Source organism: Williamsia sp. Y712 (assembly GCF_059445525.1).
The window spans coordinates 191,176-217,705 of the sequence record NZ_JCAIUN010000003.1 but is presented as its reverse complement, the minus strand read 5'-3'; the positions used below and the strand labels follow the sequence as shown (position 1 = coordinate 217,705).

Here is a 26,530-nt window from a genome sequence, read left to right as displayed (position 1 = left end):
CGGGCGAGATACCGTTTACTGCGTCTGTCCCGATTCAGAGGTCTCGATAGTCGCGGGTCGGCATCCTGGGTGCCCGGCGGGCGGGCATCGGCATGTACAACTCGATCAGACGGATCACGCGATAGCGATGGCCGGAATAGGGTTCGAGAAGCTCGAGCATCCCGTCGTCGTCGACCCGTTTACCGATGAGCGCACCGCCGACCATGGACGGATAGTGAAAGTCGCCCACCGGCACCGCATCGGCGTCCCCGACCGCTCGCACCCTGGTCTGCGCCGCAGTCCACGGCCCGATTCCGCGCAGGAGATGCAATCGATCGGCCTTGCGTTCCACGTCGTAGCCGGCTGCGGAGACGATCGTCCGGCGTCGCGCCGGTTCGGCACCGCTGGCATGCCATTCCCATTGCGGGATCTCACGCCACACCTGTTGCGGCGGTGGCACTCTCATACTCGGAGCACCCGGTGCCGGTTCCCCATACTTTTTCAGGATGTACCGCCAGGACCGCCACGCCTCGGCGCCGGTCACCTTCTGTTCGAGAACCCCGGCCGCCAGCGACTCCCAGACCCGATCGGTGCGTCCGATGCGCAGCCCTCGTCCTTGACGCGCGAGCTTTGCGATGACGTCGTGATGGGCCACGAACTCCTCCGGGTTGTCCTGACTGCCGAGCATTGTCGGCAGGTGTTCAAGCAGCCACGGACCGCCGGGTCCCCACGCCCGCCCCAACACCTCGGCGCCGTGATGCGAAACTGCAAGCGTCCCAGGCCCATCCGGGGTGTGAATCGCGCGCCAGATGGAACCGTTCGGCGCGAATCTCGTGGACGGATCACCACTACCGCGACGATGCAGACCCAACGTGGCCCGCAGATCCACTGGTCCGGGCGGTGTCCACAGCCGAGAAATGAATGAAGGGCCCGGCGAATTGTCGCCGGGCCCTTCATCGGTCATGAAAATCTACAGGTTGATCATGTGACCGATGGCGCCATGGAAGGTTTCCTGCATGGCCTCACTCATCGTCGGATGGGTGTGGACGTTGCGGGCCAGTTCCTTGGCCGTCAGGTCCCACTTCTGTGCCAGCGTCAGCTCGGGCAGCATCTCGGAGACGTTGTCGCCGACCAGGTGTCCGCCGAGCAGTTCGTCGTTGGCCTTGTCGGTGATGAGCTTGACGAAACCGGTGGGTTCGCCGAGGCCGTGTGCCTTGCCGTTGGCGGAGAACGGGAAGGTGGTGACCTTCACGTCGTAGCCCTCGTCATTGGCCTGATCCTCGGTGAGACCGAAGGAAGCAACCTGCGGCTGACAGAACGTCGCCCGCGGCATCATCCGGTAGTCGTCGATGACCATCGTCTCGGCTCCGCCGATGGTCTCGGCAGCGATGACGCCCTGCGCCTCGGCCACGTGGGCGAGCATCAGCTTCGCGGTGACGTCACCGATCGCGTAGATGCCGTCGACGTTGGTCCGCATGTGATCATCGATCGCGATCGCGCCGCGATCGGTCAGCTCGACGCCGGTCTTGTCGAGGCCGAAGCCTTCGACGCGCGGAGCGAAGCCCACCGACATGAGGACCTTGTCGACCGTGAGCTCACCGGCGTTGTCCTTGGCGTCGACGTACTTGACCACGACCTTCGAACCCTGGTCATCGATCGACTGCACCTTGGTGGAGGTGAGGATCTTGATGCCGAGCTTCTTGTAGGCCTTGGCCAGGTCCTTCGACGCGTCCTTGTCTTCGTTCGGAAGCACGCGGTCGAGGAACTCGACGATGGTGACGTCGACCCCGTAGTTGGCCAGGACGTAGCCGAACTCCATGCCGATGGCGCCTGCGCCGACGATCACGATCGAGCCGGGGAGTTCACGGGTGAGGATCTGGTCCTCGTAGGTGACGACGTTGTCGGACAATTCGACGCCGGGCAGAAGCTTGACCACCGAGCCGGTACTGATGATCGCGTTGTCGAACGTGATCTCCTGATCGCCGACCTTGATCGTCTTGGGCCCGACGAACTCGCCGAACCCGTCGATCTCGGTGATCTTGTTCTTCTTCATCAGGAAGTGGACACCCTTGACCATCCGGTCCGCGACCGAGCGACTGCGATCAAACGCAGCACCGAAGTCGAAGGTCACATCCCCCGACATGCCGAAGGTCTTCGCCTGATGGTTGAAGATATGCGCCAGCTCGGCGTTGCGCAGCAACGCCTTGGACGGGATGCAGCCCACGTTCAGGCAGACACCGCCCCAGTACTTCTCTTCGATTACGGCGGTTTTAGCCCCGAGTTGCGCCGACCGGATCGCGGCGACGTAACCTCCCGGACCTCCGCCAAGGACAACAGTGTCAAAGTGTTCAGCCACGCGCTCTACCCTACGTCGCTGCACTTCGGCGTGCTGACAGATACCCCCTAGCCAGAGCGTGATTCACATGAACGACACGTAGTGACTGATCAACGATCATCCAGCCGGGATCCACAGCCACCGATCCGGCGGCGCCATCAGCCCGGCGTACCCACCACCACCATCGGCGAACTCCTGGGCGTCGGGGTCGGCAGGCAGGGCTTCGAGCAAACCGTCACAGTCACGATCACAGGGTCGAAGATGCTGCTTGTGCTGCGCTTTCATGGTGCACCCCTTGCCTCTGCAGTCCGCGACCACCGCAGGCAGCGACGGCGATACGCCGCGGCGAATCGGACCTTTACGCGCTATTCGTCACCCACCCCCCGTCGGATGGAATCACCAGTCCGCCAGAACTAGAACCTGTTCTTGTTCGCAGGTCGATTGGGAGATACCCTCAGCAGAGTGCAGCCCACACCGTTTGCCCCCGCGTCCCTCGGTCCGCTCAAACTCCGCAACAGGATCATCAAATGCGCCACGTTTGAGGGGGCAACACCTGATGCGCTGGTGACACCCGAACTCATCGAGTTCCACCGAGAGGTTGCCGCCGGTGGTGTCGCGATGAACACCGTCGCCTACTGCGCGATCTCGCCGGAAGGCCGCACCGACCGCCATCAGATCTGGATGCGCCCGGAGGCCGTGCCCGGTCTGATCGACCTGACCGAGGCCATTCACGCCGAGGGTGCCCTCGCCGCGGCTCAGCTCGGGCATGCCGGTCCGGTTGCGAACTCCATCTCCAATCACGCCAAAGCCCATGCCCCGTCCCGCATTCCGGCTCCGATGGGCATGGCGCTGTGTAAAAAGCTCACCACCGACGACATCGCCGACTCTGTGCTGAAGTACCGGCGGGCCGCCCGGCTCGCGGTCGACAGCGGTTTCGACGGACTAGAACTCCACTTCGGTCACAACTATCTGGCCAGCTGTTTTCTGAGCCCATTGCTGAATCGCCGCCACGACGAGTACGGCGGATCGCTGGTCAACCGGGCGCGGTTCTGCCGCGAGATCGCCGAAGCCGTCCGCGACGAGGTCGGCGACGATGTGGCGATCTGGGCCAAACTGAGCATGTACGACGGCTTCCCGGGTTCCTTCGGTGTCGACGAGGCGTGTGAGGTCGGCCGCATGTTCGAGTCCGACGGTTATCTCGATGCCATCGAACCGACCGCGGGCAGTTCGCTGCTCAACCCGATGTACCTGTTCCACGGCGAGGTACCGCGCAAAGAGTTCTCCGATGCCTTCCACGGCGTGATGCGCTGGGGCCTCAAAGCGGTTGCCCCGTTCTTCCTGAAGAAGTACGACTACGAGCCCGCCTACCTGCTGCCCCTCTCGCGCCAGTTGCGTGAAGCGGTGTCGATGCCGCTGATCCTGTTGGGCGGCATCACCGATCGTGCATCGATGGATCTGGCGCTGGCCGAAGGCTTCGACTTCGTTGCCATGGGCCGGGCGCTTCTTCGCGAGCCCGACCTTATTCTGCGCATCGAGGCCGACCCGACAACGGTCTCCAAATGCGTGCACTGCAACCTGTGCATGCCGACCATCTATTCGCGTACCCGCTGCCCGGTCCGCACCGGCGAGGTCTCCGAAGCCGAGGCCGTCAGCTGAGTTCGCGGCACCGACGTTCGAGATCCTGGCGCTGTGCCGGGTCCGTGGTCAGAGAGATGGCCTTGGCGAACGCATCCCGGGCCTCGGGTGTTCTGCCGAGTTGCCCGAGCAGGTGTGCGCGAGTGCTCCAGGCCGGCTGAAAATGGCCGGTCCGGTCCGCGATCGCATCGAGTAAGTCCAACCCGGCCGCCGGGCCGTCGACCTCCGCCGTCACCGCGGCCAGTGCGACAGTGCTGCCCAGTGTCGGTGCGACCGTGTCGAGTAGCCGGTAAAGATCACGCAGGACCCACCAATCGGTGGTCCCCAACTCCCGACGGGCGATATGCACCGACTCGATCGCGGCCTCGAGTTGAAAGCGCCCGAGTACACCGCAACTGTGCGCGGTGCGCAAGTGCTCCTGACCACGTTCGATGAGCCCGCCATCCCACCGCCTCACATCCTGTTCGGCCAGCGGGACCAGGGCCCCGTCCGAGCTGTAGCGGGCAGGCAGCCGGGCATTTGACAGGCAGATCAGGGCCGCGAGTCCGTGCGCCTCGGCCGAGATCTCCCGCGCTTCGGCCGGTGCCAGTTCGGCCAGCGTCTCGGCCAGATACAGCGCCTCGGTGGTCAGACCATCTCTGCGCTGCGTTCCGCTGCTGTGCCAATCGATGGCAAAAGTGCCGTAGACGGCTTCGGCGACGGCCGGCATCCTTTCGGCAAGCACGGTCCGGTCCGGAATCCGGAATGGTATGCCCGCCTGTTTGATCCGGCGTTTTGCACGAACCAGACGCGCCGCCATCGTCGCAGTGGGTATCGCCAGTGCCCGGCCGATCTGTTCGGCGGTGAAACCGACCACCGTGTTCAACATCAGCGGGGTGTGCACAGCCGGGTTGATGGCAGGGTGCGCACACACCAGCATCAGTGCCAGGCGTTTGTCCCCGATGGCGTCGGGATCGACACCATCGAGGTGCACGCCGGCATGGCGATCAGGCTCCAGCACAACCGAATTGCGGTGGGCCGCAGATTTCCACCGATCCCGTTGCCGATTGCGGGCGACCGCGAGGATCCACCCGTCCGGGTTGTCGGGCACCCCTACGCGCGGCCACCATGTCAGGGCCCGCTCGAAAGCATCGGCCAGCGCGTCTTCGGCTGCCTGCACATCACCGTCGGCGGCAGCCAGCAACGCCAGCAACCGGCCGTAGGACGTGCGCGCGGTCATCGCCGCCCGCACGTCCACCTGCGCCCTGGACTCGGGCACTGTTCAGACCCAGCGCCCGTCCACCAACGAGATCCCGACCGGTCGCACTTCGATCACGCCGTACTGGGTCCCCGGGCATTTCTCGGCCCACGCCAGCGCGGCGTCCAGGTCGGGCACGTCGATCACGAACACCCCAGCCAAGGCCTCCTTCGTGTCGGCGAAAGGACCGTCCTGGATCTGCAGGCTGCCGTCTCTCCGGGTCACCGTCGTCGTGGCCGCCACCGGTTGCAGGATCTCCCCGGCAACGAGCACTCCGGCTGAGGCCAGAGCATTGCCGTAGACCCCGAATGCTTCCTGCATCTGGGCGATGTCGTCGGCGGAGATCTCACCCTCTGCGGGCTCCCGGTTGTTCAGAAGTAGTGCGTATCGCATCGTCTGGCTCCTCACATCTCATCCATTGTGGGCCGCATCTGGCGGTCCATCACGGTGATGACGATTGACGAGCCCACAATTCGACGTTTCCTCGAAAGAGATCGCGTAGTGCCCGGCCACGGATTCGAGTAGCGGACTACGCGTGCCCCGACCGCGGGATCACGGGATTCTCGAAGCACGCCACCACCTCGAAGCAAGCGAAGATCCTGGACCAGAACCCGACGAGGACATGCCATGACGATCGTCCAGACGCAGTCCGATGAGCTCACGCAATCACACCTGACCGCATTCGACTCCGAAAACCGACTTCAGACCGATGCCGCCGCGCGAAGAATCGCGGAGCGACAGGGCAAACGCAGCGGCAACGAGGACGCCATGTCGCAGGGTCGCCTCGCCGACGCGGATTCGGCGGCCCGGATCACCAATCGCCTGGCCCGGATCACTCGCTACTACGCTCCCGACTCAGCACCCCTGACACCCGAACCCACCATCGCCAGGGGTGTGGACCGGGCAGCTGACGCCCTCGACATAAAGGGTGCCAATCTCGAGAAGATCATCAACTCGCCTGACTTCCTCAGCATCCGATACCTCGACGAAGGTGTGATCTCATCGCGGTCGGTTGGTCGCGTGAACATCGGAGTCAGGACAGGTCGGCCAAGTGGGCACGGCACCGGATTCCTCGTCACCCCATCGCTGCTCTTGACCAATCACCATGTGCTGCCGGACGCCGACACGGCCCGCACGAGTCAGATCGAGTTCAACTACCAGGACGGGCCCGGCGGTGTTCCACTGTCCGGCACATCATTCGGCTTTGCCCCCGACCGCTTCTTCCTGGCCGACCGCCAACGTGATTTCGCATTGGTTGCCGTCGACGCCCCGGCACCGGAGCTGGCGACATTCGGCTACAACCGGCTCACCTCCGCACAGGGCACGGTGATCGTCGGCGAATCCGTCACCATCGTTCAACATCCCGGCGGCCGCAAGAAGCAGATCGTGTTGCGCGAGAACAAACTCGTCGACATCCCCGAGGGATTTGTCCACTACTCCGCAGACACCGAACCCGGGTCATCGGGCTCCCCTGTCTTCAACGACCAGTGGGAAGTCGTTGCACTGCATCACGCCAGCGTGCCCGCCCCCGAGCAGACCCGGTTCGGCGGCTACCTGAACGAGGGGGTCCGGGTCAGCAACATCCTGGCCTATCTGCGATCACAACCCCTGACGGCCGAGCAGACGGCACTCGTGGGCGCGCTGCTCGGCGACGGGGTGTCATCGTCGCCTGCGCGCAGCGACGGAGAGAGCGAACCGGGCCGCGGCGAGGCGCATTCTGCGAACACCGCCACGACGATCCAGGTGCCGGTGGAGATCACCGTGCATCTCAACGGCACCGCCACGACGATCCGGGCCGATGTGGGCACCGTGAACACCGGCACCGGCACCGGCACCGAGGCGGTGTCCATCGACCCCGACTACAGCACCCGTCGCGGCTACGACCCCGGATTCCTGACCCGGCCGGTACCGCTGCCGGTACTGACCGAAGCCATCAAACCGGTTGCTTCTCAAGAACTTCGGTACCACCACTTCAGCGTGGTGATGAATCGTCCACGGCGGATGGCGTTGTTCACGGCCGTCAACATCGACGGCGGCCAGGCGAACGATCCACCCCGTGAGTCGGACCGGTGGATTCGTGATCCGCGTATCGCCGCCGAGGAACAGACCGAGGAAGCCCTCTACCGTGACAACCCACTCGACCGAGGGCACCTGGTAAGGCGCCTCGATCCGGCGTGGGGTCCGCAGGCAAAAGCTGCCAATGACGACACCTTTCACTTCACCAATTGCACCCCGCAACACCACGATTTCAATGCGGGCAGAACATTGTGGGTGGGTCTGGAGGACTACCTGCTGCGTAGCGCCCAGAACAACGAAATCAAGGTGAACGTTCTCACCGGCCCGGTGTTCGCCGATGACGACCCGTCGTATCGCGGATTCAAGCTGCCCAAACAGTTCTGGAAGGTCGCGACGATGGTCAAGGACGACGGGACACTGTCGGCCACCGGCTACCTCCTCAGCCAGGAAGCACTTCTGGACGAATTCGCCACCGCGCCTGAAGCTTTTGCCTTTGGGGCGTACCGTACCTACCAGGTCCCGGTCCGCAGGATCGCAGGAGTATCCGGCCTCGACCTGAGTGCCTACATCGGCGCCGATCCGCTGGAGCACGTCGAAAGCTCGCACACCGCACGAGAACTCATCCGCACAGCAGACCTCATCCTCTGATCGGAGACAACCATGACCACCATCGAACCGCCGACCACGCGCCTGTGCGGGGCCATGCCCGAACACCGTAGATTGCTGACCGAATCAGCGGACTACCGTCGGGCGCGGGCCCAACTCGAAAACACAACCATCGAACTCCAAACCCTTGAACGGCTCAGCACCGAGATCGTCCACATCCCGTTGGTGGTGCATGTCGTTGCCCGCACCGACGCCGAGAACATCTCAGATGCTCAGATACACAGCCAGATCGAGGTTCTCAACCGCGACTACCGGGCCACCAACAGCGACATCGACAAGGTCCCGGAGTTCTTCAAAGACCGGATCGGTGACGCAGGCGTGGAGTTCTCGCTGGCGACCGTCGACCCGCAGGGCAACCCGACGACCGGTATCACCCGCACGTCGACCACCCACACATCGTTCGATGCCGACAACGCGATCAAATTCACCTCCAGGGGTGGCATCGACGCCTGGCCCACCGACCGGTATCTCAACGTGTGGGTCGGCCTCCTCGGTGGCGGATTGCTCGGATACGCGCAATTCCCAGGCGGACCCGCAGACACCGACGGCGTGGTGATCACCCACACCGCGTTCGGCACCACGGGAACCGCCAACCCGCCGTTCCAACTCGGCCGCACCGCCACCCATGAGATCGGGCACTACCTCAACCTGTTCCACATCTGGGGCGACGACGGGAGCGGCTGCGGCGGCACCGACGAGATCTCCGACACTCCGAATCAGGGCAGGGAGAACACCGGCAAACCGTCGTATCCACACGTCAGTTGCAACAACGCCCCGCACGGCGACCTGTTCATGGACTACATGGACTACACCGACGATGATTCGATGGTGATGTTCACCGCCGGGCAGGTCAGCCGGATGCGAGCCTGCCTCGACACGGCCCGGTCAGCGTTTGCGACGGCCGAGAGTACGCCCGCCGGCGCGGGCTCCCCCATCTCGTGACGGACCAACGTTGGTGGCACTCGTTCGAAGAAGACCACGACGATGTGGCCGTCTACCGACCCGACGGATTCGAGTTCCCTCCGGCCAGAGGTCGCCGAGGCCTCGAGATCGAGCCGGACGGATCGGTGATCGAGCTCGGTCTCGGCCGCGACGACGTACCCGGACAGCGGTTGCACGAATCAACAAGATCCCCGGCACCCGAGATCGTTCACCGCGACAGTCATCGGATCGAGGTCCGACGGCCATGACTGAGCCGCACTGAAAGGAATCTGCCATGCATACCGACGACACCATCGCGTTCGAGCGTGAACCGACGTGCAGACGGTCAGCGGCGCTGCGCATCGCGCCCACCATCGAACATCCGCCGATGGTCAGGGCCGTGCCGGATCCTGAGATCGCCGCCATTCTCTCGGCGTTGTCGAGTTCCCGCTACAACCGGTTCCTCTCGACCATCACCACCCCGGTCACCCGGCATTCCCTGAGTCCGGAGTTCCGGTCCACCATGTATTTCGCGGCCACCGAACTCGAGGGTGCCGGATACCGGCTGTACCGCGCACCGGTACCGGTCGGCGCGGGTTCCAGTGCGAACCTCATCGCACACCTACCCGGAAATGGCCCCGAACCACGAGACCTGATCCTGGCCACCGCACACCTGGATTCTGTCAACGAGGCCGGACGTTCGCTTCCGGCACCGGGCGCCGACGACAACGCGTCGGGCTCGGCCGGAGTCCTCGAACTCGGAGCGGTTCTGGCCGGTCGCACGTGGCACCACGATGTGGTGCTCATCCTGTTCGGAGGTGAAGAGCAAGGCTTGCTGGGGAGCATCGACTACGTCGGGGCGCTCGCACCCGAGGTACGCACCCGGATCGCCGCCGTCATCAACATGGACATGATCGGCCGGAAGAACACCGCCGCCCCCGGCGTCATGATCGAGGGTGGGCAGAACTCGCAGGCATTGATGAACGACCTGGTGGCGGCCGCGGGCACCTACACACAACTGTCGGTGTCCACGTCGCTGAACCCGTTTGCCAGCGACCACGTGCCGTTCATCGATGCCGGGATCCCCGCGGTCCTCACCATCGAAGCCGATGATCGCGCCAATACGGACGTACACAGCGACCGCGACACCCTCGCGACCGTCGACTCCACGCTGGCCATGGAGATCCTGCGCATGAACCTGGCAGTCCTGGCCGCCCGCCTCGACCCCCTGAGCACCGGACCGCTGATGAACGTCGAGAGCGCCGGTGCGGCAGACTGGTCGGCGTGAGTGATTCCGACCCCTACCTCTGGCTCGAAGATGTGACCGGCGAAGACGCCCTGACCTGGGTGCGTGAGCACAATCAACCCACCCTTGATCGCCTGACCACCGGAACCCGTTTTTCGGAACTGCAAGACGCCGCCCTCGAAGTCTTCGACACCGACGACCGCATCGCATACGTCCGACGCCGCGGCGACCACCTCTACAACTACTGGCGTGACGCCGCCAACCCGCGTGGACTGTGGCGGCGCACCACGTTGGAGCAGTACCGCACCGATTCCCCCGAATGGGACGTGCTGATCGACCTCGACGCGGTCGCCGCCGCAGAAGACGAGAACTGGGTCTGGAAGAGCGCCCTGGTACTGCGCCCGGCCCATGAGCGGGCACTGATCCTGCTCTCGCGCGGCGGGGCCGACGCCTCGGTCGTGCGCGAGTTCGACATTGTCTCGCGGACATGGATCGACTCCGCCGACGGTGGGTTCACCCTGCCGGAGAACAAATCCGACATCGATTGGATCGACAACGACACCGTCTACGTCGGCACCGACTTCGGAACCCACTCCGACGGCAAACCAGCGCTCACCAACTCCGGATACCCCCGCGTCGTGAAGCGCTGGACCAGGGGAACACCACTCGAATCAGCCGATACCGTATTCGCCGGATCTGTCGAAGACGTTGCCGTACAGGCGATGTACGACGACACACCCGGGTTCGAGCGACACTTCGTTGTCCGGTCGACCGACTTCTTCCACCAGGAGTTCTATCTCCTCGGAGACGGCGCGGGACCGACGCTGATCGATGTCCCCACCGACGCACACACCAGCGTGCACCGTCAGTGGCTGCTGGTGTTCACCCGCTCACCATGGGAACTGAGCGAGACTCAGACCTACCCCACCGGAACGCTGCTGGTCTTCGACCACGATGCGTACCTGACCGGGGATCGTGAAGCGACAGTGCTGTTCTCACCCGATGACCACACGAGCCTGCAGAATTTCTCGTTCACGTCCAAGCATCTGGTTCTGGTGACCTTGCGTGACGTGCAGACACAGGTGCGACTGCTCTCGGTGTCCGACTGGTCGGTCTCCGAACTCGCCGGTCTTCCGGAGTTGGCCACCATCTCCGTCCTCGACACCGATCCCGATCACAGCGACGAACTGTTCCTGTCGGCCAGCAGCTTCACCACCCCACCGAGCCTGCTGCACGGGTCGAGCACCGATGGCGTCGCCCCGATCAAACAGTCACCCGCACTGTTCGACACGAGCAATGTCACGGCCTCCCAGTTCTTTTCGACTTCAGATGACGGGACCCAGATCCCGTACTTCGTGGTCAAACGCGACGATGTCGATTCGGGACCGACCCTGCTGTACGGCTACGGCGGATTCGAGAACTCGCTGACACCGAGCTACGGCGCGGTCTCCGGCCGCAGCTGGGTAGAGCGCGGCGGCATCTACGTCATCGCCAACATCCGGGGCGGCGGTGAATACGGACCGACCTGGCACACCCAGGCCCAACTCGCAGGCCGTCACCTCGTATACGAGGACTTTGCCAGTGTCGCAAAGGATCTGATCGCGCGCGGCCTGACCACCAGTGAGCAACTGGCAGCGCAGGGCGGATCCAACGGCGGCCTGCTGATGGGCGTGATGCTCACCAGCTACCCGGAACTGTTCGGCGCCCTGGTCTGCCAGGTCCCACTGCTCGACATGAAGCGCTACCACCTGCTGCTCGCAGGCGCCTCCTGGGTCGCCGAGTACGGCGACCCCGACGACCCGGAGCAGTGGGAGTTCATCTCGAAATACTCTCCGTACCAACTACTCCGCAAAGACGCCGACTATCCCAAGCTCCTGATGACGACGTCGACCCGCGATGATCGCGTGCATCCCGGTCACGCCCGCAAGTTCGTCGCCCGGATGGAAGAACTCGGGCATTCGGTGAGCTACTACGAGAACATCGAGGGTGGCCACGGCGGCGCCGCCGACAACAAGCAGGCGGCCTTCAAATCAGCACTGGCCTACGAGTTCCTCTGGGAGAGCATCAGCGACTGAGTAGCTGCTGCACCGGCCCGATCAGCGCCGGTGCAGCAGGACCACGCCGCCACGTTCGCCGACCTCAAGGTACTGACCACCGGCTTCGACCTGCTCCAGTTCTTTGCGAACACCATCGGGACTGGTCGGGAACATGTTGTAGGTGTTCGTGTCGACAATGATCCATTCCGGGATGGAACGGTCACGATCCAACCGCGGGAACAGCGTCACCTCGTAGTCGGAAACAAGTTGCGGTGCAACGTTGTTGGTCGCGGCGACCGAATCACCGTCCGGGATCTGACGGGCGAGCGACTCCACCGATTCTGCAACCGTGGCCGGGGTGTAGAAATCGCTCTCCGCAAGGCGGTGCAGCGGACCACCCGCGGCCAGCGCCACCGCGATCACCGCGGCCCCCGCGGCGAACCCGGTGACCACCCGCCGCGACCGGCCCTGCCTGTGCAATGACATCAGGGCATCGATCATCGCAACGAACATGATCGGCATCAAGATGGCGTCGTAGTGGTAATCGTCGGACCAGTAGAGGTGGTTGGTGCTCCAGAATCGCCACGCGATGGTCGGGACCGCTATCAGTGCGATCGGCGAACGCACCGCGAGGAACAGCGTGATCACCAACAGCATGAAGGCAGTCGAGGCGCGCGCATCTCCGGCGGCAAATCCGAGGAGGAACTCCTTGACACCGTCGGCAGGCGACTCGGCGAACTTCGTCCCATAGGAATAGTCGGCGCTGCTGAACGCCGGGATGAACACCTTTGTCGCCAGGACCGTCCAGAGCACACCCCAGACCGCGGTGGCAGCCGCCCATCGATACGCCTGCGGACCGCATCGCCACGCAACAACGGCCGCGAGCACGGCAACGGTCAACCCGAGATCTTCTTTGCAGAAGACCAACGGCAGCGCATAGAGCAACGCGGCGCGCCACCGCTCCTCGACGATGGCGACCACGCTGAAGGCCAGCAGTGGTACCGCCAGAGCGATCTCGTGGAAGTCGAAGGCCAGCGCGTGCGCGATACCCCACGACAGCCCGTACGCGAGCGCGATCAGAACACCTACGACAACGCCCAGCTGCCGCGTCGCCAACCGCACGATCGGTATCGCCGCCAGCGCAAAGAGCAGCGCTTGGACCACCAGCAGCGTGATCGGCGTCGGAAAGACCCGGTAGATCGGCCCGATCAGGGCGATCCAGGGCTGGAAGTGGTCACCCATCAAGTTGATGTCGGTGCCTTCGAGCGGCACGATCGGCGCCTCGAAGCGGCCGTAAGCGCTGACCGCCTGCGTGAATATGCCCAGGTCCCAACCGGTGTATCCGAGCCGCTCGAAACGTCTGACCGAATAGACGATGTACACGACCGCCAGCCCGGCGAACGCGACGAACGCCAACACCCACGGCGCATTCCAGCGACGCGGATCGGCGAGTTGTTCTCGTCTGGTCCGGAGGGGCGGCCGTTCGCCGAGCCCATCTCCGGTCACGCCAGTGGTGTCCGCCACGATGGATGAAGACATTTTGCCACCGTAGCGTGGCTCGATGCCCTATGCGGCTGCCAACAGGATCAGTCCGGCAGCATTGGTACCTGCATTCCGCTGTCGCGGCCGAGGAGCACCGCCCTGGTCACGGCCCCGGCGCCGAACCGATCCCGCAGGCCGTCAACCGTGATGTCCAGCTGTTCCTGATGGTGCTCCTCGAAGGGCAGGGCCAACTGCACGACCTCGGTGCCGGACAGATTGGTGAGCGAGACACCCAGCAACGTGCAGCCCTTCTCCTCGATCATCGGCATGGCTGCGTCGAGGATCTTTCGCGATGCCGTCATCAAGACGTCGGTGCGGTCGGTGGACTCGTAGAGGGTGTGCGATCTGGTGGCCCGGGTGAAGTCGTCGAACCGCAACCGCAGGACAACGGTGCGCGTGCGCCGGTCGGCTTTGCGGAGCCGCTTTCCGAGCCGGTCGATGATCCCGACAATGGTGGCCTCGAGTTCGTCGGCCGACTTTGCACGACGGCCCATGGCGCGTTGCGATCCGATCGACCGGCGGCGGCGCCCGACCTCCACCCGCCGTGGGTCGCGGGCCATCGACAGCGCATACAGATGCCTGCCCGAACCACCACCGACGAGTGAACTCAGCAGCGCCTCACCGACCGAGGCCAGGTCTCCCACTGTGCGCAACCCCGCGTTGTGGAGTTTCTCGGCGGTCACCGCCCCAACACCCCACAGCCTCTCGACCGGAAGCGGATGCAAGAACTCGAGTTCGGCGCCGACCGCGACCTCGAGAAGTCCATCCGGTTTGGCCACCGCGCTGGCCACCTTGGCCAAGAACTTCGTGCTCGCGATCCCGACGGTGATCGGCAGGCCCACCTCGGTGGCCACCCGCGTCCGCAGTCGCGCGCCGATCTCCATCGGCGAACCGCTGATCCGGCGCAGACCGCCGACATCGAGGAACGCTTCGTCGATCGAAATCCCCTCGACGATCGGCGTGGTGTCCCGGAAGATCTCGAAGACGGCCTTGCTCGCTTCGCTGTAGGCCTCGAACCGCGGCGGCAGCACCACGGCCCGCGGGCACATCGCGAGTGCTTCTCGGCCGTTCATCGGTGTTCGGATCCCGAAGGCCTTGGCTTCATAGCTGGCCGCGAGCACCACACCGCCGCCGACGATCACCGGCCGTCCGCGCAACTCCGGGTGGTCGCGTTGCTCCACCGCGGCATAGAACGAGTCGAGATCGGCGTGCAAGATGCTCGCCTGTTCTCGCTGCTCGATCCGGGACACGAACATATGTTCGCATACAGCTCCGACAGCGCGCCATGTCCGATTCGCCGATAGGGTCATCTCCATGACACGGACCCGAATGTGCCTCGCAACACTGGCGGCCGCCGCCGGACTGACCCTCGCGTTGCCTGCCACCGCCACCGCTGCCACCCCGGCGGACGTGAAGGTGTCCGTCGAGTCCGGCGGCGACGATTTCGGGTTCAAGCTCTCCCTGTGCCCGGTGACCGCCACCAACGTCGGCGGGACCACCGCTTACAACGTGAAGGTGTCAGGATTCGCGCTTGAGGGGACGCAGTTCACCATCCCCGAGCTCGCCCCCGGCGAATCGGAAACGCAGATCGTAGGGTGTGGACTGGGAATTCCGGTCTTCGGGATGGCCGTCCCGTCGGACTGGAACATCCTCAACAACTTCGCGGTGTCCTGGCGCATACTGCCCGATCTGTCATGACGTAGGCAGCCGACTCGTCGTCCGTCTAGCGCCGACGCTCGAGCGTTGCCGACACCACGATGCCGGCAACAACGACGACCACGCCGGCGCCGGCGGCGATCAGGCCGACGTTCTGCATGCTGTCGACCACCTTGTCGACGATGAGTTCGGCCACCTCGCGCGCCGAACCTTCCGCACCCGAGATCTCGTCGTCCGCCCGACGTTGGGCGAACTCGCCCAACAGCCAGGTCAGCACGCCACCGACGATCACACCGAATCCGATTGCGGCAACGACCAATCCGCGCCGCCGCGCCACCACCAGCGCGCCGAGTCCCGCGACGACAGCGATCACCAGGGACCCGAACGCGATGTACCCGATCTGATCGCCGAGCTCGTGGTAGCGACCTGCTTCCAGACCTGACCGCGCCGAATCACTCAGCGGAACCTCGATGGGCCCGGAGATCTCGACACCGCTCAGGAGCTGGGTGTTGATCACGCGGTTCACCATCGGCGTCAGGTTCAGCGACATCACCTTGCCCTCGTCTTCGGGCGTGGCCTCCTCGAACAGCCAATCGTGCTGCTGATTCATCGCCTCGACGAAGTCGGGTTTGAAGTTGTCGCTGCGGGTGTAGGCCTCGGCGAGTGGCCGGATCAGTTCGGTGGGGATCACCGGCGCAGCAGCCGACACCTGCGCGGTGATCTCGTCGGCGATCTGTTCTTGGACCTTCGAATTGTCCGCGAGTGGAGAGACCATCTCACTGAAGCCATCGCGGTCGACGAGATTCGAGTTGACCCAGAACGCCGGCACCGCAATGGCAGCAGAGACGATCGCAATCAGGCAGAGCACCGCAGCAAGGAATGAACGCACTGACCCAGGCTACCGATCGATCGGCACAAAACCCGGCAAGGACCTACTCTCCGATGATGTCGCGGGCTCGACCGACGATCAGCGGATCGGGACGTCCGACGATCTCGTCGTCCCGGTCTTCGTAGTCATAGAGGTTCAGGACGTAGCGCATGGCGCTGAGGCGGGCGCGCTTCTTGTCGTTGCTCTTCACCACGGTCCACGGCGCATGATCGGAGTCGGTACCGGCGAACATCTCTTCCTTGGCGGCGGTGTACTTGTCCCACTTGTCAAGGGAGGCAAGGTCCATCGGCGACAGCTTCCATTGCCGGACCGGGTCGACCTGCCGGATCGCAAACCGGGTGCGCTGCTCCAGCGGTGACACCGAGAACCAGAACTTGATGAGTTTGATGCCGTCGTCGATCAGCATTTCCTCGAACAGCGGGGCCTGCCGCAGGAACTGGGCGTGCTGTTCGTCGGTGCAGAATCCCATGACCCGTTCGACACCGGTCCGGTTGTACCAGGAGCGGTCGAACATCACGATCTCGCGGGCGGCGGGCAGATGCTGCACGTAGCGCTGGAAATACCATTCGGTCGATTCCCGCTCACTCGGCTTCTCGAGGGCAACCACCCGCGCGCCACGGGGATTGAGATGCTCCATGAATCGCTTGATCGTTCCGCCCTTACCTGCCGCGTCACGTCCCTCGAACAACAGCACATGTCGCTGGTTGGTCGCCTTGATCCACTTTTGGAGCTTGAGCAGTTCGATCTGCAGCAGACGCTTTTCCAGCTCGTACTGGTCGCGTCCCATACGTTCGTCGTACGGATAGTCCTCACGCCAGGTGTCGATGACATTGCGACCCGGCAGGGTCAACAGTCGCGGGTCGTCGTCGTCACGGTCGTCGACGAGGAACTGTGTCGTGTCGGCGAGGTCGACGATCTTCTGCAGGGCCTCGCGGCCGGCAACAACGCTGAAGTCAGGCCCGACATCGGGATGATCGGGACCAAAATCTGAAAGTCGCAGTATCTCGTTCACCGATTCAATCTAGTCTGATCTGCCCACGCTCAGGTGTCCTCTTTGTGAACCCGGGACCAACGACGCGGAGCCGAAGAGTGCCGATACACGAAGAGCGGCACCGTAAGCGGCACCGCTCTTCGTCGGAGAGTGCGGGGAACAGGCGCCCGCACCGTGGTTTGTTATCGGGGTGTCGAAAGCCAGATACCGCCGGCGCCGATGCAGCCTTGTCCGGTGTTGGTGTCGACTGCGGCTGCGAAGCTACCCGTGCACTGCGCCCCATAGCGTCCGGCGTAAGCACTGCCGCCCCATCCGGCGATCGCGATCGACGTGCCGCCGTCACGCGCCTGGCTGACCGACATACCTCCGGGGCCGGTTGTGACCGCGTAACCGTTGCCACCGGAAATCGCTCCCGCGAGGGCCGCGGCACCGGGCTGCAGGTTCAACGCGTTCGCGTTGCCACCGGTGTCCGCCGACGCCACAGCGGTGCCTGCACCGCTTTGATCTGTTGCCCGAGCCGTGCTGCCCGGGCCCGCCTTGGCACCACAGCCACCGTTGCCCTCGACATGGATGACGTTGTGCCCGTTGGACACCTCGCATGTCAACGGGTCGGCCGATGCCGTACCCAGCCCGCCAAAACCGGCCAAGGCCAGCGCTCCGGCACCGATCAATCCGGCTGCTGCAAGCCGGGATCGAAAGCGCGAGCAGACGCCAAAAATACTTGAATCAAACAAGTTTCGCCCCATCAAGACTGTCAAAGGAGATACCGGACCCACCGATTCGAGGCCCAGGAAGAACCCGGCCGCCTCACTGCGCGCCGACCACTGGGACAGACCATACTCCCCCGCCTGCCGTTCGGACCAAGATTCGATGGCAACGCTTCGGTCACAAACAACAGGCAGCGACGCCGGGACCAAACCCCGCCGATTCCGGGGCGCATCGGTGTAATTTTCTCTCCATGCCAGTGAACGCAAAAACCGAATTCGATATCGACGCTCCCCCGGCCGTGATCATGGAGATCCTGCTCGACGTGGAGTCCCTGCCCGACTGGTCGGGTCCCCACAAGAAGGCCGAAGTCCTCGAAGAGTACGACGACGGTTCCCCGAAGAAGGTGCAGCTCGAACTCCAGGCCTTCGGCATGACCGATCACCAGTTGCTGACCTATTCGTGGACCGAGAACACCTGCACCTGGGACCTCATCGAGGCCGACCAGCTGTCCCATCAGCACGGTCAGTACACGGTGACGCCCAAGGGCAAGGGGTCACACGTCGAGTTCGATCTCGACGTGGACCTGAAGATCAAGCTCCCCGGACTCCTGGTCAAGCAGGCCCAGAAAACAGCGCTGAACACTGCCCAAAAAGGTCTCAAGGAAGAAGCCAAACGCAGACTCGCGTGAGCGGGTTACTTCGCCATCCAGAGCCGGCGGCGCACAACTCCGCGCATCTGCTCGACCGCATTCGGCGAGAGCTGTATCGGCGGGCTCTGTCGCAGGAGGTCGTTCAGGGACGAGAAGTAGTCGCGATCCGACATCCCGAAACGCTCATGGATCTGGTCGGATGGCCCACCGCCAAGGGGATACCACTGGACCTCGAAATCCAGCATCTCCTGCGCATTCGGTGCCAAGACCCACTCCCTTCTACATGTGACCAGCGCCACTGATCAGTGACTGTAGACACAGGGTAGCGCGTCGCGCCAGTGGGTAGAGCTGTAGAAATCATAAGAATCGGAAAACGTTTGGGGGCCAGCGGACCACGACTCGAATTACGCGTGCCTCTGGGCTAATTGAGCGATCCGGTTGTCGCGGTCGGCGGCGTGGTGCGCCAGCATTGCCAGGCGTGCGCCGTCCCGATCACGATCACGCACCGCTGCGAGGATCTCGCGATGCTCGTCGATCGGACGCTCGAAGGCGCCGTCGGAATGCGAGGGCTTCCATGGTGCGCCGAGTTTGATCTGGGCGTCCAGTCGATCGAGCAGATCGGTCATCGTCCGGTTGTGCGCCGCCTCGCGCAGGGCGGTGTGCCACTGCCGCAACGCGAGGCGGACTTCAACCTGGTCCTGCTGCGCCGCCGACCGATCCTGGGCGTCCTGCAGGCGGAGCAGGTCGACGTCGGTGCGACGCTCCGCCGCCGCCGACGCCACCGCGGCGTCGAGCACGGCCTGGGCCTCGAAGAGCTCGAGCAGTTCGTCGTCGCCACGCTGGGTGATCATGAATCCGCGGCGAACCGGTTCGATCAGTCCGTCCTGCGCCAGCAATGCCAGCGCTTCGCGGACCGGGGTACGAGAGACTGCGAAGTCCTCACTGAGCACTCCCGGGATCAACGGACTGTCGACGGGGTAGGTGCCCGCCAACAGATTCTCGCGAAGTCTGCGGTAGATCCCGTTTGCGTGGCTGTCCATCAGAGCTCGTCGAAACGGGGCAGCAGATGCTCGGCCACCTGCCGAGCCTCCTCGGCGAGCGGCCAGCCGGCCAGGATCAGCGACGTGATACCGACGGCATCCTTCAGGCGACGGACTGTGCCGGTGATCGAGTCGGGGTCGCCGACGAAATAGAGAGCCGACGAGCGGGACCCGAAGATGTCCAGAGGTGACCATGCGGTGATGCCGGCATAGAGACCCTCATCGACCTGCAGTTCGGAGGGCTCCGGAAAACGGTTGGCCCGCAGTGCATCAACCCATCCCTGACGCTGTGCATCAGGTGCGGTGTACGTGAGCAGGCTCTGCTCGCCACCGGTGCGCTTCTTGACCGCGACATCGAGGGTGTCGCGGACTGCGTCGATGCCCGCGCCGGTGAACACCGTGTAGAACTTCTCGAGCGCGGCGGCAGCATTCGGGCGCACGATCACGCCACCGAGTGCACCGATGGAATCGAACTGTCGGCCGGCGGCAGAGACCGCTGTCCTCGCGGCCTCGATCCTGGGGGCCAGCTCACCCGCGGGACGCAGCATCGTCAGGTAGTTGTGGATGGTCGCTCCGGCGTGCTCGAGCCCGGCAGGCGAATCCCCGGTGCCCCACAGATCGATCACGTCCTGGGTCGGCTCGATGCGGACCGGTGAATTGTGGAAGTTCGAGTCGGTTCCCGCGCGGTAGTGCTCGAGCACCTCGGCCCAGTACTTGGTGCTACGGGTGTACCGATCGTCGTGATCGGCCTTCACACCGTAGGGGCCGACCCGGTCGTCGGTGCCGTTGATCACGTTGATGTCGAGGCGACCGCCGCTGAAGCGATCGAAGGTGAGCGCCTTTTCGGCGAAGGCCTTCGGCGGGATGACACCCGAGTAGGTCGCGACCAGAAAGCGCATCCGACTGGTCACGGCCGCGGCAAACGATGCCGAGGTCAACGGATCATTGGGCCAGGTGGCGACCAGCGCGCCGTAGAAACCGCCGTCGTCGATGGCCTGGGCGAGTTCCCGGTAGTGCTCGAAGTCCGGCGGGTAGAGCCGGCCCGGAGTCCAGGGATAGTCACCATTCGCCGTGGTCAGGTACCAGAGCGTGCGGAAGCCGGCGTTACCGCCGGAGTCGATCGAGGCCATTACTGCACAGATCCCTTCATTGCTTGGAACGCTCCCGATTCTCTGCGTCGGGGCACCGATCGTCACCCATTCAAATCATCTGGATTTTAATGCGTGCACAATCATCCGAATGAATGTAGCTGTATACACATGCCGCAACCAGGACCGGGAAGCGTGAACACCGACCAGGACACCCCTGGGCTGTTCACGTCCGCGCAGTGGCTGAAGGACCATCGGGCCGACCCGAATCTCGTGGTCCTCGATGCCTGCGTCACCCGCGACGTCCATCCCGACGACACCAGCACGTATTCGACCGGGCTTCCCACGTATCGCGAGGGACACCTGCCCGGTGCGATCCACGCCGACCTCGTCGACGACTTCTCCGATCCCACCGCAGCGACACCCTTCACCCGACCCACCCGGGAACGGCTGGCCGCTGCTCTCGGCCGGCACGGTGTCGGCACGGATTCGACGGTGCTGGTCTATGACCACCTCAACGGGATCTGGGCCGCGCGACTGGTGTGGGTATTGCACAGCTACGGGTTCGCCGCCGCCTCCGTCCTCAACGGCGGGTTCGACACCTGGCGCGAGGGCGGCGGTGCCATCGAGACCGGCGATGCCGCCCCGACGCCGACCACTCCCCCTGAGCTCGTTGCCGAGCCCGGTTACTTCGCCGACGCCGACGACATCCGAGCGCTGGGACCGGAAGCGAACTTGATCAATGTGCTTCGGCCAGAGGTCTTTTCCGGTGAAGAAGTGCCCTATGGCCGTGCCGGACACATCCCCGGGAGCGTGAACCTGCCGTTCTCCGATCTGCTCGGTTCCGACGGCACCGAGCTCGATCTCGATCAGGCGGCTCGCGCAGCAGACTCGCTTCACCCGGGGCCGGTGGTGACCTACTGTGGCAGCGGCATCACCGCCTCGGGATACGCACTGGCACTGCGCGCGTCAGGCCTCGACGACGTGCGGGTCTACGACGGTTCGATGTCCGAATGGGCGGCAGACCCCGACAATCCCCTCACCACATCACTGTGACAATCACACCCCGACACGAAGGACAGACCATGACCACCCTCGAACCGACCCGCGTACCCGACGTTGACGCAGTCATCGACGCGCTGCTCGAATTGCGTTCGCGGACACCACTGGTGCACGCACTGACCAACTACGTGGCAGCCGGGTTCACCGCCAACGTCCTGCTCGCCGCCGGTGCCAGCCCAGCCATGGTCGACAACGTGGAAGAGGCCGGCATCTTTGCCGGAGTCGCCGACGCAGTGCTCATCAACCTCGGAACACCGCAGGCGGCCCTGCACGACTCATACGTCGCCGCCGCGACCTCGGCCCGCGAATCCGGCACACCGTGGGTACTCGATCCGATCGGCGCCGGCGGACTGCCCTGGCGCGGCGAACTCGCCAGGGAACTGCTGGCCCAGCACCCGAGCGTGATCCGCGGCAACGCATCTGAGGTCATCGGCCTGCACGGCCTCGATGGTGGTGGCCGCGGAGTCGACAGCTCGGCAGATCCGGCCGCAGCGGTCCAAGCCGCTCGGGCCCTGCTCGCTTCCGCGGACGCCGTCTCGGCCTCCGGCCCTATCGATCACGTTGTCGGCGCCACCGGCACCACCCACAACCTGGTCAAGGTGGGCGGCGGACATTCGTTGCTGACCAAGGTCACCGGCACCGGATGCTCATTGGGCGCGCTGGTCGCGGCATATGCCGCCGTCACCCCCAACGGACTGACGGCCGCGGTGTCCGCGCACACCCACGTTGCGGTCGCGGCAGAGATCGCCGCCGAAAAGACCTCTGCACCAGGATCTTTCGCGGTTGCCTACCTCGACGCACTCCACGATCTGGGCCCCGACGACATCCGGTCGCGAGCCCAGATCAGCGGAAATCCGCTCAGCTGACCTGACCGTAGAAGCGTTCGGCGTGGAGGCGGATCACCAGCCGGCGTTCATCGACCATCGCCTGGGCATACTCGTCCCAGTCGTGGTGTTCCCCGGAGATGTCGCGGTAGAGGTCGATCAGTTCCGAGACCGTGTCGTCGTCGGTTGCCTGTGCGGCGACAGGGCTCAGTTCCACCCGGCCCTCTGCGACCGCATACGACCAACCGTCTTCGCTGCTGACCTGAAAACTCGCGCGCGGATCACGCCGTAGATTGGCGACTTTCGCCCGCCCGTCGGTGGACGAGATCCGGAAGACACACTCGCTTGGGTCGAATGAGTAAGCCACCGTGGACAACTGTGGCATCCCGTTGTTCCGGATCGTGGCGAGGGTGCCACGGCTGTGTTCGGTGATGAACTCGATGAACGCCGCGTTGTCGGTCATGCGTCGAAATACTCCTCGTCGGTGACGTGTTCGAGCCAGGTCGTGGTTTCGGCCGGATCGTCGGCGTTGTCGAGCATCGCCAGGTGTTCCATGAACGAATCCGGCGCAGCTCCGTGCCAATGCTCCTCGCCGGGAGGACAGTACAGCGTTTGCCCGGTTTGCGCCTCGATCTTCGGTCCGCCGCGGGACTGCACCCAGGCGATGCCTGCGGTGATGTGCAAGGTCTGACCCAACGCGTGGGAGTGCCACGCGGTGCGGGCGCCCGGCGCAAACCGCACCTTCGCGACGGTCATCCGCTGGCCGTCCTCGCGGGGATGGGCGATCGGGTCGAGCCACACATCCCCGGTGAAGTACTCGGGTGGATTTTTGATGGTCGGTACACGTGGGTCGATGTCCATTGTTTTCTCAGGCTTCCGGGATGTTCATGCCAAAGGATTCACGAGTGATCGCCTCCGGCTCGGGGCCACCGCGGATACCGGTGTCGAGTGCGTCGATGGCGGTGAGCTCGTCGTCGGAGAGCTCGAAGTCGAAGATGTCGAAATTCTCTGCGATCCGTGATGGTGTCACCGACTTCGGAATGACCTGCCGCCCTTGCTGCACATGCCACCGCAGCATCACCTGGGCCGCAGTCTTGTCATGCGCGTTCGCGATCGCGACGATGGTGGGGTCCTTGAGTGTCGAGCCTTTGGACCCGTCGCGGTAGAAGGTGATTCCGCCGATCGGAGACCACGCCTGCGTGAGAATCCCGTGCTCGGCGTTGGCTGCAAGCACGTCGGGTTGCTGGAAGTAGGGGTGCACCTCGATCTGGTTGATCGCCGGCACAACCGATGTCGCGTCCAACAGGCGGGTGAGGTGCTCGCGCATGAAGTTGCTGACGCCGATGGCGCGAACCTTGCCGTCGGACAACAACTTTTCCAGCGCATTGTACGCGCCGATCGTGAGATCGAACTCGGTCGGCAGCGCCTGATGGAGGATCAACAGATCGATCTGATCGACCCGGAGTTTGCCTGCGGCCTTGTCGAACGCGTGCAGTGTCTCGTCGTACCCGTAGTCACTGATCCAGACCTTGGTCTCGATGAAGATGTCCGACCGGTCGAGGTCCGACCGGCTGATCGCTTCACCGACACCCTGCTCATTGAGATAGGCAGCCGCGGTGTCGATGTGGCGGTAGCCGACCTCCAACGCGGTGGACACCGCGGCAGTCGTCTCATCCGGCGGGGTCTGAAATACCCCAAAACCTATTGACGGCAGTGTGATTCCATTGTTGAGAACATAGTTTGAAGGAGCCATGTCTTCCACGGTAACCCTCTACCGCACTCCCAGACAGTGACTGCGAGTACCTGGTTTCGGCGGTGCCGGTCACGGCCGGAGTGCAACTTTCAATGCCTCGCGGACCGGGGCGGACCACCGGTGAGGGTGATATTCGAACCGACCAAGCTCCCGAATCCGACAGGGGCCTGCTCATATTGCGGGCACACCGACACGGCTGATCACCATCGCCGGGCTCATGGATTGCCGGATCGGGTGCGTCGATGACCCGGACATCTCCGGCACCGTACATGTATGCAGCTTTCATGCCCTTCAATTGACCGCTGTTCTGCGATTTTCGGGAGTCACAGTTGTTCCGGGTAACGCCAGTACCTCCCTTGGATCCGCGGCGATGCCTACGGTGGATAGATGAGTTCTACCGAGCTTCGCACCGAGATCCGCGACTTCCTCAGCTCACGGCGTGCGCGCATCACCCCCGAACAGACCGGTCTTCCTGCCTATGGCGGCAACCGAAGGGTCAAGGGACTGCGCCGCGAAGAGGTGTCCCTGCTGGCAGGCGTGTCGGTCGACTACTACGTGCGGATGGAACGGGGGAACCTCTCCGGCGCCTCCGACAGCGTCCTCGGTGCCCTGGCCGGCGCATTGCAACTGGACGAGGCCGAACGCGATCACCTGTTCGCACTCGCCCGCCAGTGTCAGGAGAGTTCGGCGAACCGCCGCCAACGGACCCCACCGACCACCGTTCGCCCGGCGATCCAGCAGGTGCTCGACGCCATCACGGACGCACCGGCCTGGGTTCGCAATGGCCGCCACGACATCATCGCGATGAACCAGCTGGCCCGCGCGCTCTACTCACCGGTGTTGGCCGACCCCCGCCGCCCGACCAACACCACGCGATTTGTCTACCTGCAGCCCAGCGCTGCCGAAGAGTTCTTTGTCGACTACGACCAGATCGCCAGAGACGCTGCGGCCATGCTCCGACTCGAAGCCGGCCACAACCCCCACGACAAGGGCCTCATCGCACTCGTCGGGGAACTGTCCACACAGAGCGAATTGTTCCGCAAACGCTGGGCCTCACAGGACGTTCGTTTCCATCGGAGCGGCCGTAAGCGCTTGCGACACCCTATTGTCGGCCAACTCGACCTGGACTTCGAGAGCATGGAGTTCCCTTCCGAACCCGGCCTGCATCTCAACATCTACACCGCGGCCGCGGGCACGCCCACCGCCGATGCACTCAAACTGCTCGCCTCCTGGGCGGCCGGCCACGACCAGCTCGAAACCGAACGCCAACCAGTGCGCAAGACTTCTTGAGTTCTCGTCCTGCTCAATAGATTCAGCGAAATGTGGGGTTCGAGGGTTCGGCGGCAGGCGGGTTGGTGCGCGCCAGCGCTTCCAGGTACCAGCGGCCATCGAGCGCGCCGGGTATTTCCACCGCACGGTCGAGGGTGAAGTCGACGATGCGCCGGGCGCCGGGGACTGCGGCGGCACGATCAGCGGACCAGTCGGTGACGGCGGTTCCGGTCAGCTGGAGCACTTCGCCGGTTTCCCAGTTCACGAACAGGAGTCCGGCGTGCGGGTCGGCGTCGAGGTTGCCGAGAGTGTTGTACATCGAGTTGCCGCGGTAATCCGGCCAACTCAGATGACGCTCGTCGACGACGGTGACGAACCCTGGATCACCTCCGCGGTGCGAGACGTCCGCGCCGAAACTCTCGTGGCTGGTGGCGACGAAGAACGTGTCGGCACGACGGATGAGTTCTCTTTGTGAGCTGTCGATCCGGTCGAAAGCCCTGACCTGACGCTCACTCGAGTCCGACTCTGCCAGAGGTCCATCGGGCTCGCGGGTGCTGATGTATTTGGGGCAGTTGGAGTAGACCTGCTCCGTGCGTAGTTCCAGCACGCCGCCATTCATTCGGCCGACCCCGTTGATGCGCATGCGCCGACGGGTCCCGGGTTCGATCGCCAGCAACCCCAGCGCCAGCGGTCCCCCATCCAGTGCACTCTCCAGGGGGTCGCCGGCTGATGGTCGAGCGTCCACCCGGACGGTGCGGCTATCCGGTGTGGAAATGAAGCCGGGGCCACCGGCCAGAACGCTGGCCCAGACTGCGCCACCGAGGGCGCGATGCCCCACGAACAGCAGGCGTTGCTGCCCGAGGAACTCCGCCGCGACGTCCGGGATTTCTGGCTGGATCATTCCTCGACCGACCCGGGATGCGATCTCGCGTTCACCCGCCCGCGCCTGCACGCGGAGTTCCCCCTCGTGAAAAGTAGACATGACGAT

Annotated in this window: 28 protein-coding genes; 11 read left to right on the top strand and 17 right to left on the bottom strand. The window is 64.2% G+C overall.

Features of this window, described 5'->3' with window-relative positions; translation table 11 throughout:
* Positions 1–34 precede the first annotated feature (34 nt).
* The 3 genes from AC1D75_RS20295 to AC1D75_RS20285 form a co-directional block, all read right to left on the bottom strand.
* Positions 35–943, bottom strand: coding sequence for a DNA-3-methyladenine glycosylase family protein (locus AC1D75_RS20295; protein WP_495517133.1), 909 nt, complete (start codon positions 941–943; stop codon positions 35–37).
* A 6-nt stretch (positions 944–949) separates the two neighbouring features.
* Positions 950–2,335, bottom strand: a complete 1,386-nt coding sequence (lpdA, locus tag AC1D75_RS20290; RefSeq protein ID WP_495517132.1) for a dihydrolipoyl dehydrogenase — start codon at positions 2,333–2,335, stop codon at positions 950–952.
* Between the two features lie 96 nt (positions 2,336–2,431).
* On the bottom strand, positions 2,432–2,599 hold the full coding sequence (locus tag AC1D75_RS20285) for a hypothetical protein (RefSeq protein ID WP_495517131.1): 168 nt from the start codon (positions 2,597–2,599) through the stop codon (positions 2,432–2,434).
* 177 nt (positions 2,600–2,776) lie between these two features.
* On the opposite strand from AC1D75_RS20285, the gene AC1D75_RS20280 reads away from it, so the two are divergent.
* Complete coding sequence (locus tag AC1D75_RS20280) at positions 2,777–3,970, top strand: oxidoreductase (RefSeq protein WP_495517130.1); 1,194 nt, start codon at positions 2,777–2,779, stop codon at positions 3,968–3,970.
* Here AC1D75_RS20280 and AC1D75_RS20275 read toward each other — a convergent pair.
* Positions 3,963–5,168, bottom strand: a complete 1,206-nt coding sequence (locus tag AC1D75_RS20275; protein WP_495517661.1) for an RNA polymerase sigma factor — start codon at positions 5,166–5,168, stop codon at positions 3,963–3,965. The two genes, AC1D75_RS20280 and AC1D75_RS20275, sit on opposite strands and share 8 nt — an antisense overlap.
* Positions 5,169–5,210: 42 nt before the next feature.
* Positions 5,211–5,579 carry a YciI family protein gene (locus AC1D75_RS20270; RefSeq protein ID WP_495517129.1) on the bottom strand — a complete coding sequence of 123 codons (369 nt, stop codon included), beginning with the start codon at positions 5,577–5,579 and terminating at the stop codon, positions 5,211–5,213.
* Positions 5,580–5,813: 234 nt separating this feature from the next.
* Here AC1D75_RS20270 and AC1D75_RS20265 point away from each other — a divergent pair, with 234 nt between their 5' ends.
* From AC1D75_RS20265 to AC1D75_RS20245, 5 genes are read left to right on the top strand one after another with little or no spacing between them, the layout of a single operon-like run.
* Positions 5,814–7,850: a DNA/RNA non-specific endonuclease gene (locus AC1D75_RS20265; protein WP_495517128.1), complete on the top strand. Its 2,037-nt coding sequence runs from the start codon at positions 5,814–5,816 to the stop codon at positions 7,848–7,850.
* 12 nt (positions 7,851–7,862) lie between these two features.
* Positions 7,863–8,810 carry a zinc metalloprotease gene (locus tag AC1D75_RS20260; RefSeq protein ID WP_495517127.1) on the top strand — a complete coding sequence of 316 codons (948 nt, stop codon included), beginning with the start codon at positions 7,863–7,865 and terminating at the stop codon, positions 8,808–8,810.
* Positions 8,807–9,058, top strand: coding sequence for a hypothetical protein (locus AC1D75_RS20255; RefSeq protein WP_495517126.1), 252 nt, complete (start codon positions 8,807–8,809; stop codon positions 9,056–9,058). The genes AC1D75_RS20260 and AC1D75_RS20255 overlap by 4 nt, the downstream gene beginning before the upstream one ends.
* 26 nt (positions 9,059–9,084) lie before the next feature.
* Positions 9,085–10,077 carry a M28 family metallopeptidase gene (locus tag AC1D75_RS20250; protein WP_495517125.1) on the top strand — a complete coding sequence of 331 codons (993 nt, stop codon included), beginning with the start codon at positions 9,085–9,087 and terminating at the stop codon, positions 10,075–10,077.
* Positions 10,074–12,110 carry a prolyl oligopeptidase family serine peptidase gene (locus AC1D75_RS20245; RefSeq protein WP_495517124.1) on the top strand — a complete coding sequence of 679 codons (2,037 nt, stop codon included), beginning with the start codon at positions 10,074–10,076 and terminating at the stop codon, positions 12,108–12,110. The genes AC1D75_RS20250 and AC1D75_RS20245 overlap by 4 nt, the downstream gene beginning before the upstream one ends.
* Before the next feature lie 21 nt (positions 12,111–12,131).
* Here AC1D75_RS20245 and AC1D75_RS20240 read toward each other — a convergent pair whose 3' ends face one another.
* Together AC1D75_RS20240 and dinB are read right to left on the bottom strand one after the other, a co-directional pair.
* Positions 12,132–13,610 carry a DUF2079 domain-containing protein gene (locus tag AC1D75_RS20240; RefSeq protein ID WP_495517123.1) on the bottom strand — a complete coding sequence of 493 codons (1,479 nt, stop codon included), beginning with the start codon at positions 13,608–13,610 and terminating at the stop codon, positions 12,132–12,134.
* 47 nt (positions 13,611–13,657) lie between these two features.
* Entirely contained in the window at positions 13,658–14,869 is a 1,212-nt protein-coding gene (gene dinB, locus AC1D75_RS20235; protein ID WP_495517122.1) for a DNA polymerase IV, read from the bottom strand.
* A gap of 58 nt (positions 14,870–14,927) precedes the next feature.
* Here dinB and AC1D75_RS20230 point away from each other — a divergent pair, with 58 nt between their 5' ends.
* Positions 14,928–15,311, top strand: a complete 384-nt coding sequence (locus AC1D75_RS20230; protein ID WP_495517121.1) for a hypothetical protein — start codon at positions 14,928–14,930, stop codon at positions 15,309–15,311.
* A 25-nt stretch (positions 15,312–15,336) separates the two neighbouring features.
* Here AC1D75_RS20230 and AC1D75_RS20225 read toward each other — a convergent pair whose 3' ends face one another.
* The 3 genes from AC1D75_RS20225 to AC1D75_RS20215 all read right to left on the bottom strand — a co-directional run bounded on the left by AC1D75_RS20225 (position 15,337) and on the right by AC1D75_RS20215 (position 17,895).
* Positions 15,337–16,158 carry a hypothetical protein gene (locus tag AC1D75_RS20225; protein ID WP_495517120.1) on the bottom strand — a complete coding sequence of 274 codons (822 nt, stop codon included), beginning with the start codon at positions 16,156–16,158 and terminating at the stop codon, positions 15,337–15,339.
* Between the two features lie 43 nt (positions 16,159–16,201).
* On the bottom strand, positions 16,202–17,170 hold the full coding sequence (gene ppk2, locus AC1D75_RS20220) for a polyphosphate kinase 2 (protein WP_495517119.1): 969 nt from the start codon (positions 17,168–17,170) through the stop codon (positions 16,202–16,204).
* Between the two features lie 161 nt (positions 17,171–17,331).
* Positions 17,332–17,895, bottom strand: a complete 564-nt coding sequence (locus AC1D75_RS20215; RefSeq protein WP_495517118.1) for a DUF6764 family protein — start codon at positions 17,893–17,895, stop codon at positions 17,332–17,334.
* A 212-nt stretch (positions 17,896–18,107) separates the two neighbouring features.
* Here AC1D75_RS20215 and AC1D75_RS20210 point away from each other — a divergent pair, with 212 nt between their 5' ends.
* Complete coding sequence (locus AC1D75_RS20210) at positions 18,108–18,545, top strand: SRPBCC family protein (protein ID WP_495517117.1); 438 nt, start codon at positions 18,108–18,110, stop codon at positions 18,543–18,545.
* Positions 18,546–18,550: 5 nt separating this feature from the next.
* Here the strand turns inward: AC1D75_RS20210 and AC1D75_RS20205 are convergent, their stop codons facing one another.
* From AC1D75_RS20205 to AC1D75_RS20195, 3 genes are all read right to left on the bottom strand, one after another.
* On the bottom strand, positions 18,551–18,751 hold the full coding sequence (locus AC1D75_RS20205; RefSeq protein WP_495517660.1) for a DUF3263 domain-containing protein: 201 nt from the start codon (positions 18,749–18,751) through the stop codon (positions 18,551–18,553).
* Between the two features lie 159 nt (positions 18,752–18,910).
* Positions 18,911–19,546 (bottom strand): GntR family transcriptional regulator, encoded by a 636-nt coding sequence (locus AC1D75_RS20200; protein WP_495517116.1) that lies wholly within the window; start codon positions 19,544–19,546, stop codon positions 18,911–18,913.
* A complete protein-coding gene (locus tag AC1D75_RS20195; RefSeq protein WP_495517115.1) occupies positions 19,546–20,676 on the bottom strand; it encodes an LLM class flavin-dependent oxidoreductase in 1,131 nt (376 codons plus the stop codon). The genes AC1D75_RS20200 and AC1D75_RS20195 overlap by 1 nt, the downstream gene beginning before the upstream one ends.
* Positions 20,677–20,829: 153 nt before the next feature.
* Here AC1D75_RS20195 and AC1D75_RS20190 point away from each other — a divergent pair, with 153 nt between their 5' ends.
* Together AC1D75_RS20190 and thiM are read left to right on the top strand one after the other, a co-directional pair.
* The gene (locus tag AC1D75_RS20190; protein ID WP_495517114.1) at positions 20,830–21,690 is read left to right on the top strand and encodes a sulfurtransferase; all 861 of its coding nucleotides are present in this window, start codon (positions 20,830–20,832) and stop codon (positions 21,688–21,690) included.
* A gap of 29 nt (positions 21,691–21,719) precedes the next feature.
* Positions 21,720–22,562 carry a hydroxyethylthiazole kinase gene (gene thiM / locus AC1D75_RS20185; RefSeq protein WP_495517113.1) on the top strand — a complete coding sequence of 281 codons (843 nt, stop codon included), beginning with the start codon at positions 21,720–21,722 and terminating at the stop codon, positions 22,560–22,562.
* Here the strand turns inward: thiM and AC1D75_RS20180 are convergent.
* From AC1D75_RS20180 to AC1D75_RS20170, 3 genes are read right to left on the bottom strand one after another with little or no spacing between them, the layout of a single operon-like run.
* On the bottom strand, positions 22,555–22,983 hold the full coding sequence (locus tag AC1D75_RS20180) for a PPOX class F420-dependent oxidoreductase (RefSeq protein WP_495517112.1): 429 nt from the start codon (positions 22,981–22,983) through the stop codon (positions 22,555–22,557). The two genes, thiM and AC1D75_RS20180, sit on opposite strands and share 8 nt — an antisense overlap.
* Positions 22,980–23,381 carry a (R)-mandelonitrile lyase gene (locus AC1D75_RS20175; protein WP_495517111.1) on the bottom strand — a complete coding sequence of 134 codons (402 nt, stop codon included), beginning with the start codon at positions 23,379–23,381 and terminating at the stop codon, positions 22,980–22,982. Before AC1D75_RS20175 ends, AC1D75_RS20180 begins: the two co-directional genes overlap by 4 nt.
* 7 nt (positions 23,382–23,388) lie before the next feature.
* A complete protein-coding gene (locus AC1D75_RS20170) occupies positions 23,389–24,273 on the bottom strand; it encodes an aldo/keto reductase (protein ID WP_495517110.1) in 885 nt (294 codons plus the stop codon).
* Positions 24,274–24,660: 387 nt separating this feature from the next.
* Between AC1D75_RS20170 and AC1D75_RS20165 the strand changes: the two genes are divergently transcribed.
* Positions 24,661–25,563, top strand: coding sequence for a helix-turn-helix transcriptional regulator (locus AC1D75_RS20165; protein ID WP_495517109.1), 903 nt, complete (start codon positions 24,661–24,663; stop codon positions 25,561–25,563).
* A 22-nt stretch (positions 25,564–25,585) separates the two neighbouring features.
* Here the strand turns inward: AC1D75_RS20165 and AC1D75_RS20160 are convergent, their stop codons facing one another.
* Positions 25,586–26,524: a pyridoxamine 5'-phosphate oxidase family protein gene (locus AC1D75_RS20160; protein WP_495517108.1), complete on the bottom strand. Its 939-nt coding sequence runs from the start codon at positions 26,522–26,524 to the stop codon at positions 25,586–25,588.
* Between the last annotated feature and the right edge of the window lie 6 nt (positions 26,525–26,530).

Coding starts and splice junctions, on each gene's coding strand:
- AC1D75_RS20295 (WP_495517133.1), bottom strand. CDS start 943: ATGACCGATGAAGGGCCCGGCGACAATTCGCCGGGCCCTTCATTCATT.
- AC1D75_RS20285 (WP_495517131.1), bottom strand. CDS start 2,599: ATGAAAGCGCAGCACAAGCAGCATCTTCGACCCTGTGATCGTGACTGT.
- AC1D75_RS20275 (WP_495517661.1), bottom strand. CDS start 5,168: ATGACCGCGCGCACGTCCTACGGCCGGTTGCTGGCGTTGCTGGCTGCC.
- AC1D75_RS20270 (WP_495517129.1), bottom strand. CDS start 5,579: ATGCGATACGCACTACTTCTGAACAACCGGGAGCCCGCAGAGGGTGAG.
- AC1D75_RS20265 (WP_495517128.1), top strand. CDS start 5,814: ATGACGATCGTCCAGACGCAGTCCGATGAGCTCACGCAATCACACCTG.
- AC1D75_RS20260 (WP_495517127.1), top strand. CDS start 7,863: ATGACCACCATCGAACCGCCGACCACGCGCCTGTGCGGGGCCATGCCC.
- AC1D75_RS20250 (WP_495517125.1), top strand. CDS start 9,085: ATGCATACCGACGACACCATCGCGTTCGAGCGTGAACCGACGTGCAGA.
- AC1D75_RS20240 (WP_495517123.1), bottom strand. CDS start 13,610: ATGTCTTCATCCATCGTGGCGGACACCACTGGCGTGACCGGAGATGGG.
- dinB (WP_495517122.1), bottom strand. CDS start 14,869: ATGTTCGTGTCCCGGATCGAGCAGCGAGAACAGGCGAGCATCTTGCAC.
- AC1D75_RS20230 (WP_495517121.1), top strand. CDS start 14,928: ATGACACGGACCCGAATGTGCCTCGCAACACTGGCGGCCGCCGCCGGA.
- AC1D75_RS20215 (WP_495517118.1), bottom strand. CDS start 17,895: ATGGGGCGAAACTTGTTTGATTCAAGTATTTTTGGCGTCTGCTCGCGC.
- AC1D75_RS20210 (WP_495517117.1), top strand. CDS start 18,108: ATGCCAGTGAACGCAAAAACCGAATTCGATATCGACGCTCCCCCGGCC.
- AC1D75_RS20205 (WP_495517660.1), bottom strand. CDS start 18,751: ATGCTGGATTTCGAGGTCCAGTGGTATCCCCTTGGCGGTGGGCCATCC.
- AC1D75_RS20200 (WP_495517116.1), bottom strand. CDS start 19,546: ATGGACAGCCACGCAAACGGGATCTACCGCAGACTTCGCGAGAATCTG.
- AC1D75_RS20195 (WP_495517115.1), bottom strand. CDS start 20,676: ATGGCCTCGATCGACTCCGGCGGTAACGCCGGCTTCCGCACGCTCTGG.
- thiM (WP_495517113.1), top strand. CDS start 21,720: ATGACCACCCTCGAACCGACCCGCGTACCCGACGTTGACGCAGTCATC.
- AC1D75_RS20180 (WP_495517112.1), bottom strand. CDS start 22,983: ATGACCGACAACGCGGCGTTCATCGAGTTCATCACCGAACACAGCCGT.
- AC1D75_RS20175 (WP_495517111.1), bottom strand. CDS start 23,381: ATGGACATCGACCCACGTGTACCGACCATCAAAAATCCACCCGAGTAC.
- AC1D75_RS20170 (WP_495517110.1), bottom strand. CDS start 24,273: ATGGCTCCTTCAAACTATGTTCTCAACAATGGAATCACACTGCCGTCA.
- AC1D75_RS20165 (WP_495517109.1), top strand. CDS start 24,661: ATGAGTTCTACCGAGCTTCGCACCGAGATCCGCGACTTCCTCAGCTCA.
- AC1D75_RS20160 (WP_495517108.1), bottom strand. CDS start 26,524: ATGTCTACTTTTCACGAGGGGGAACTCCGCGTGCAGGCGCGGGCGGGT.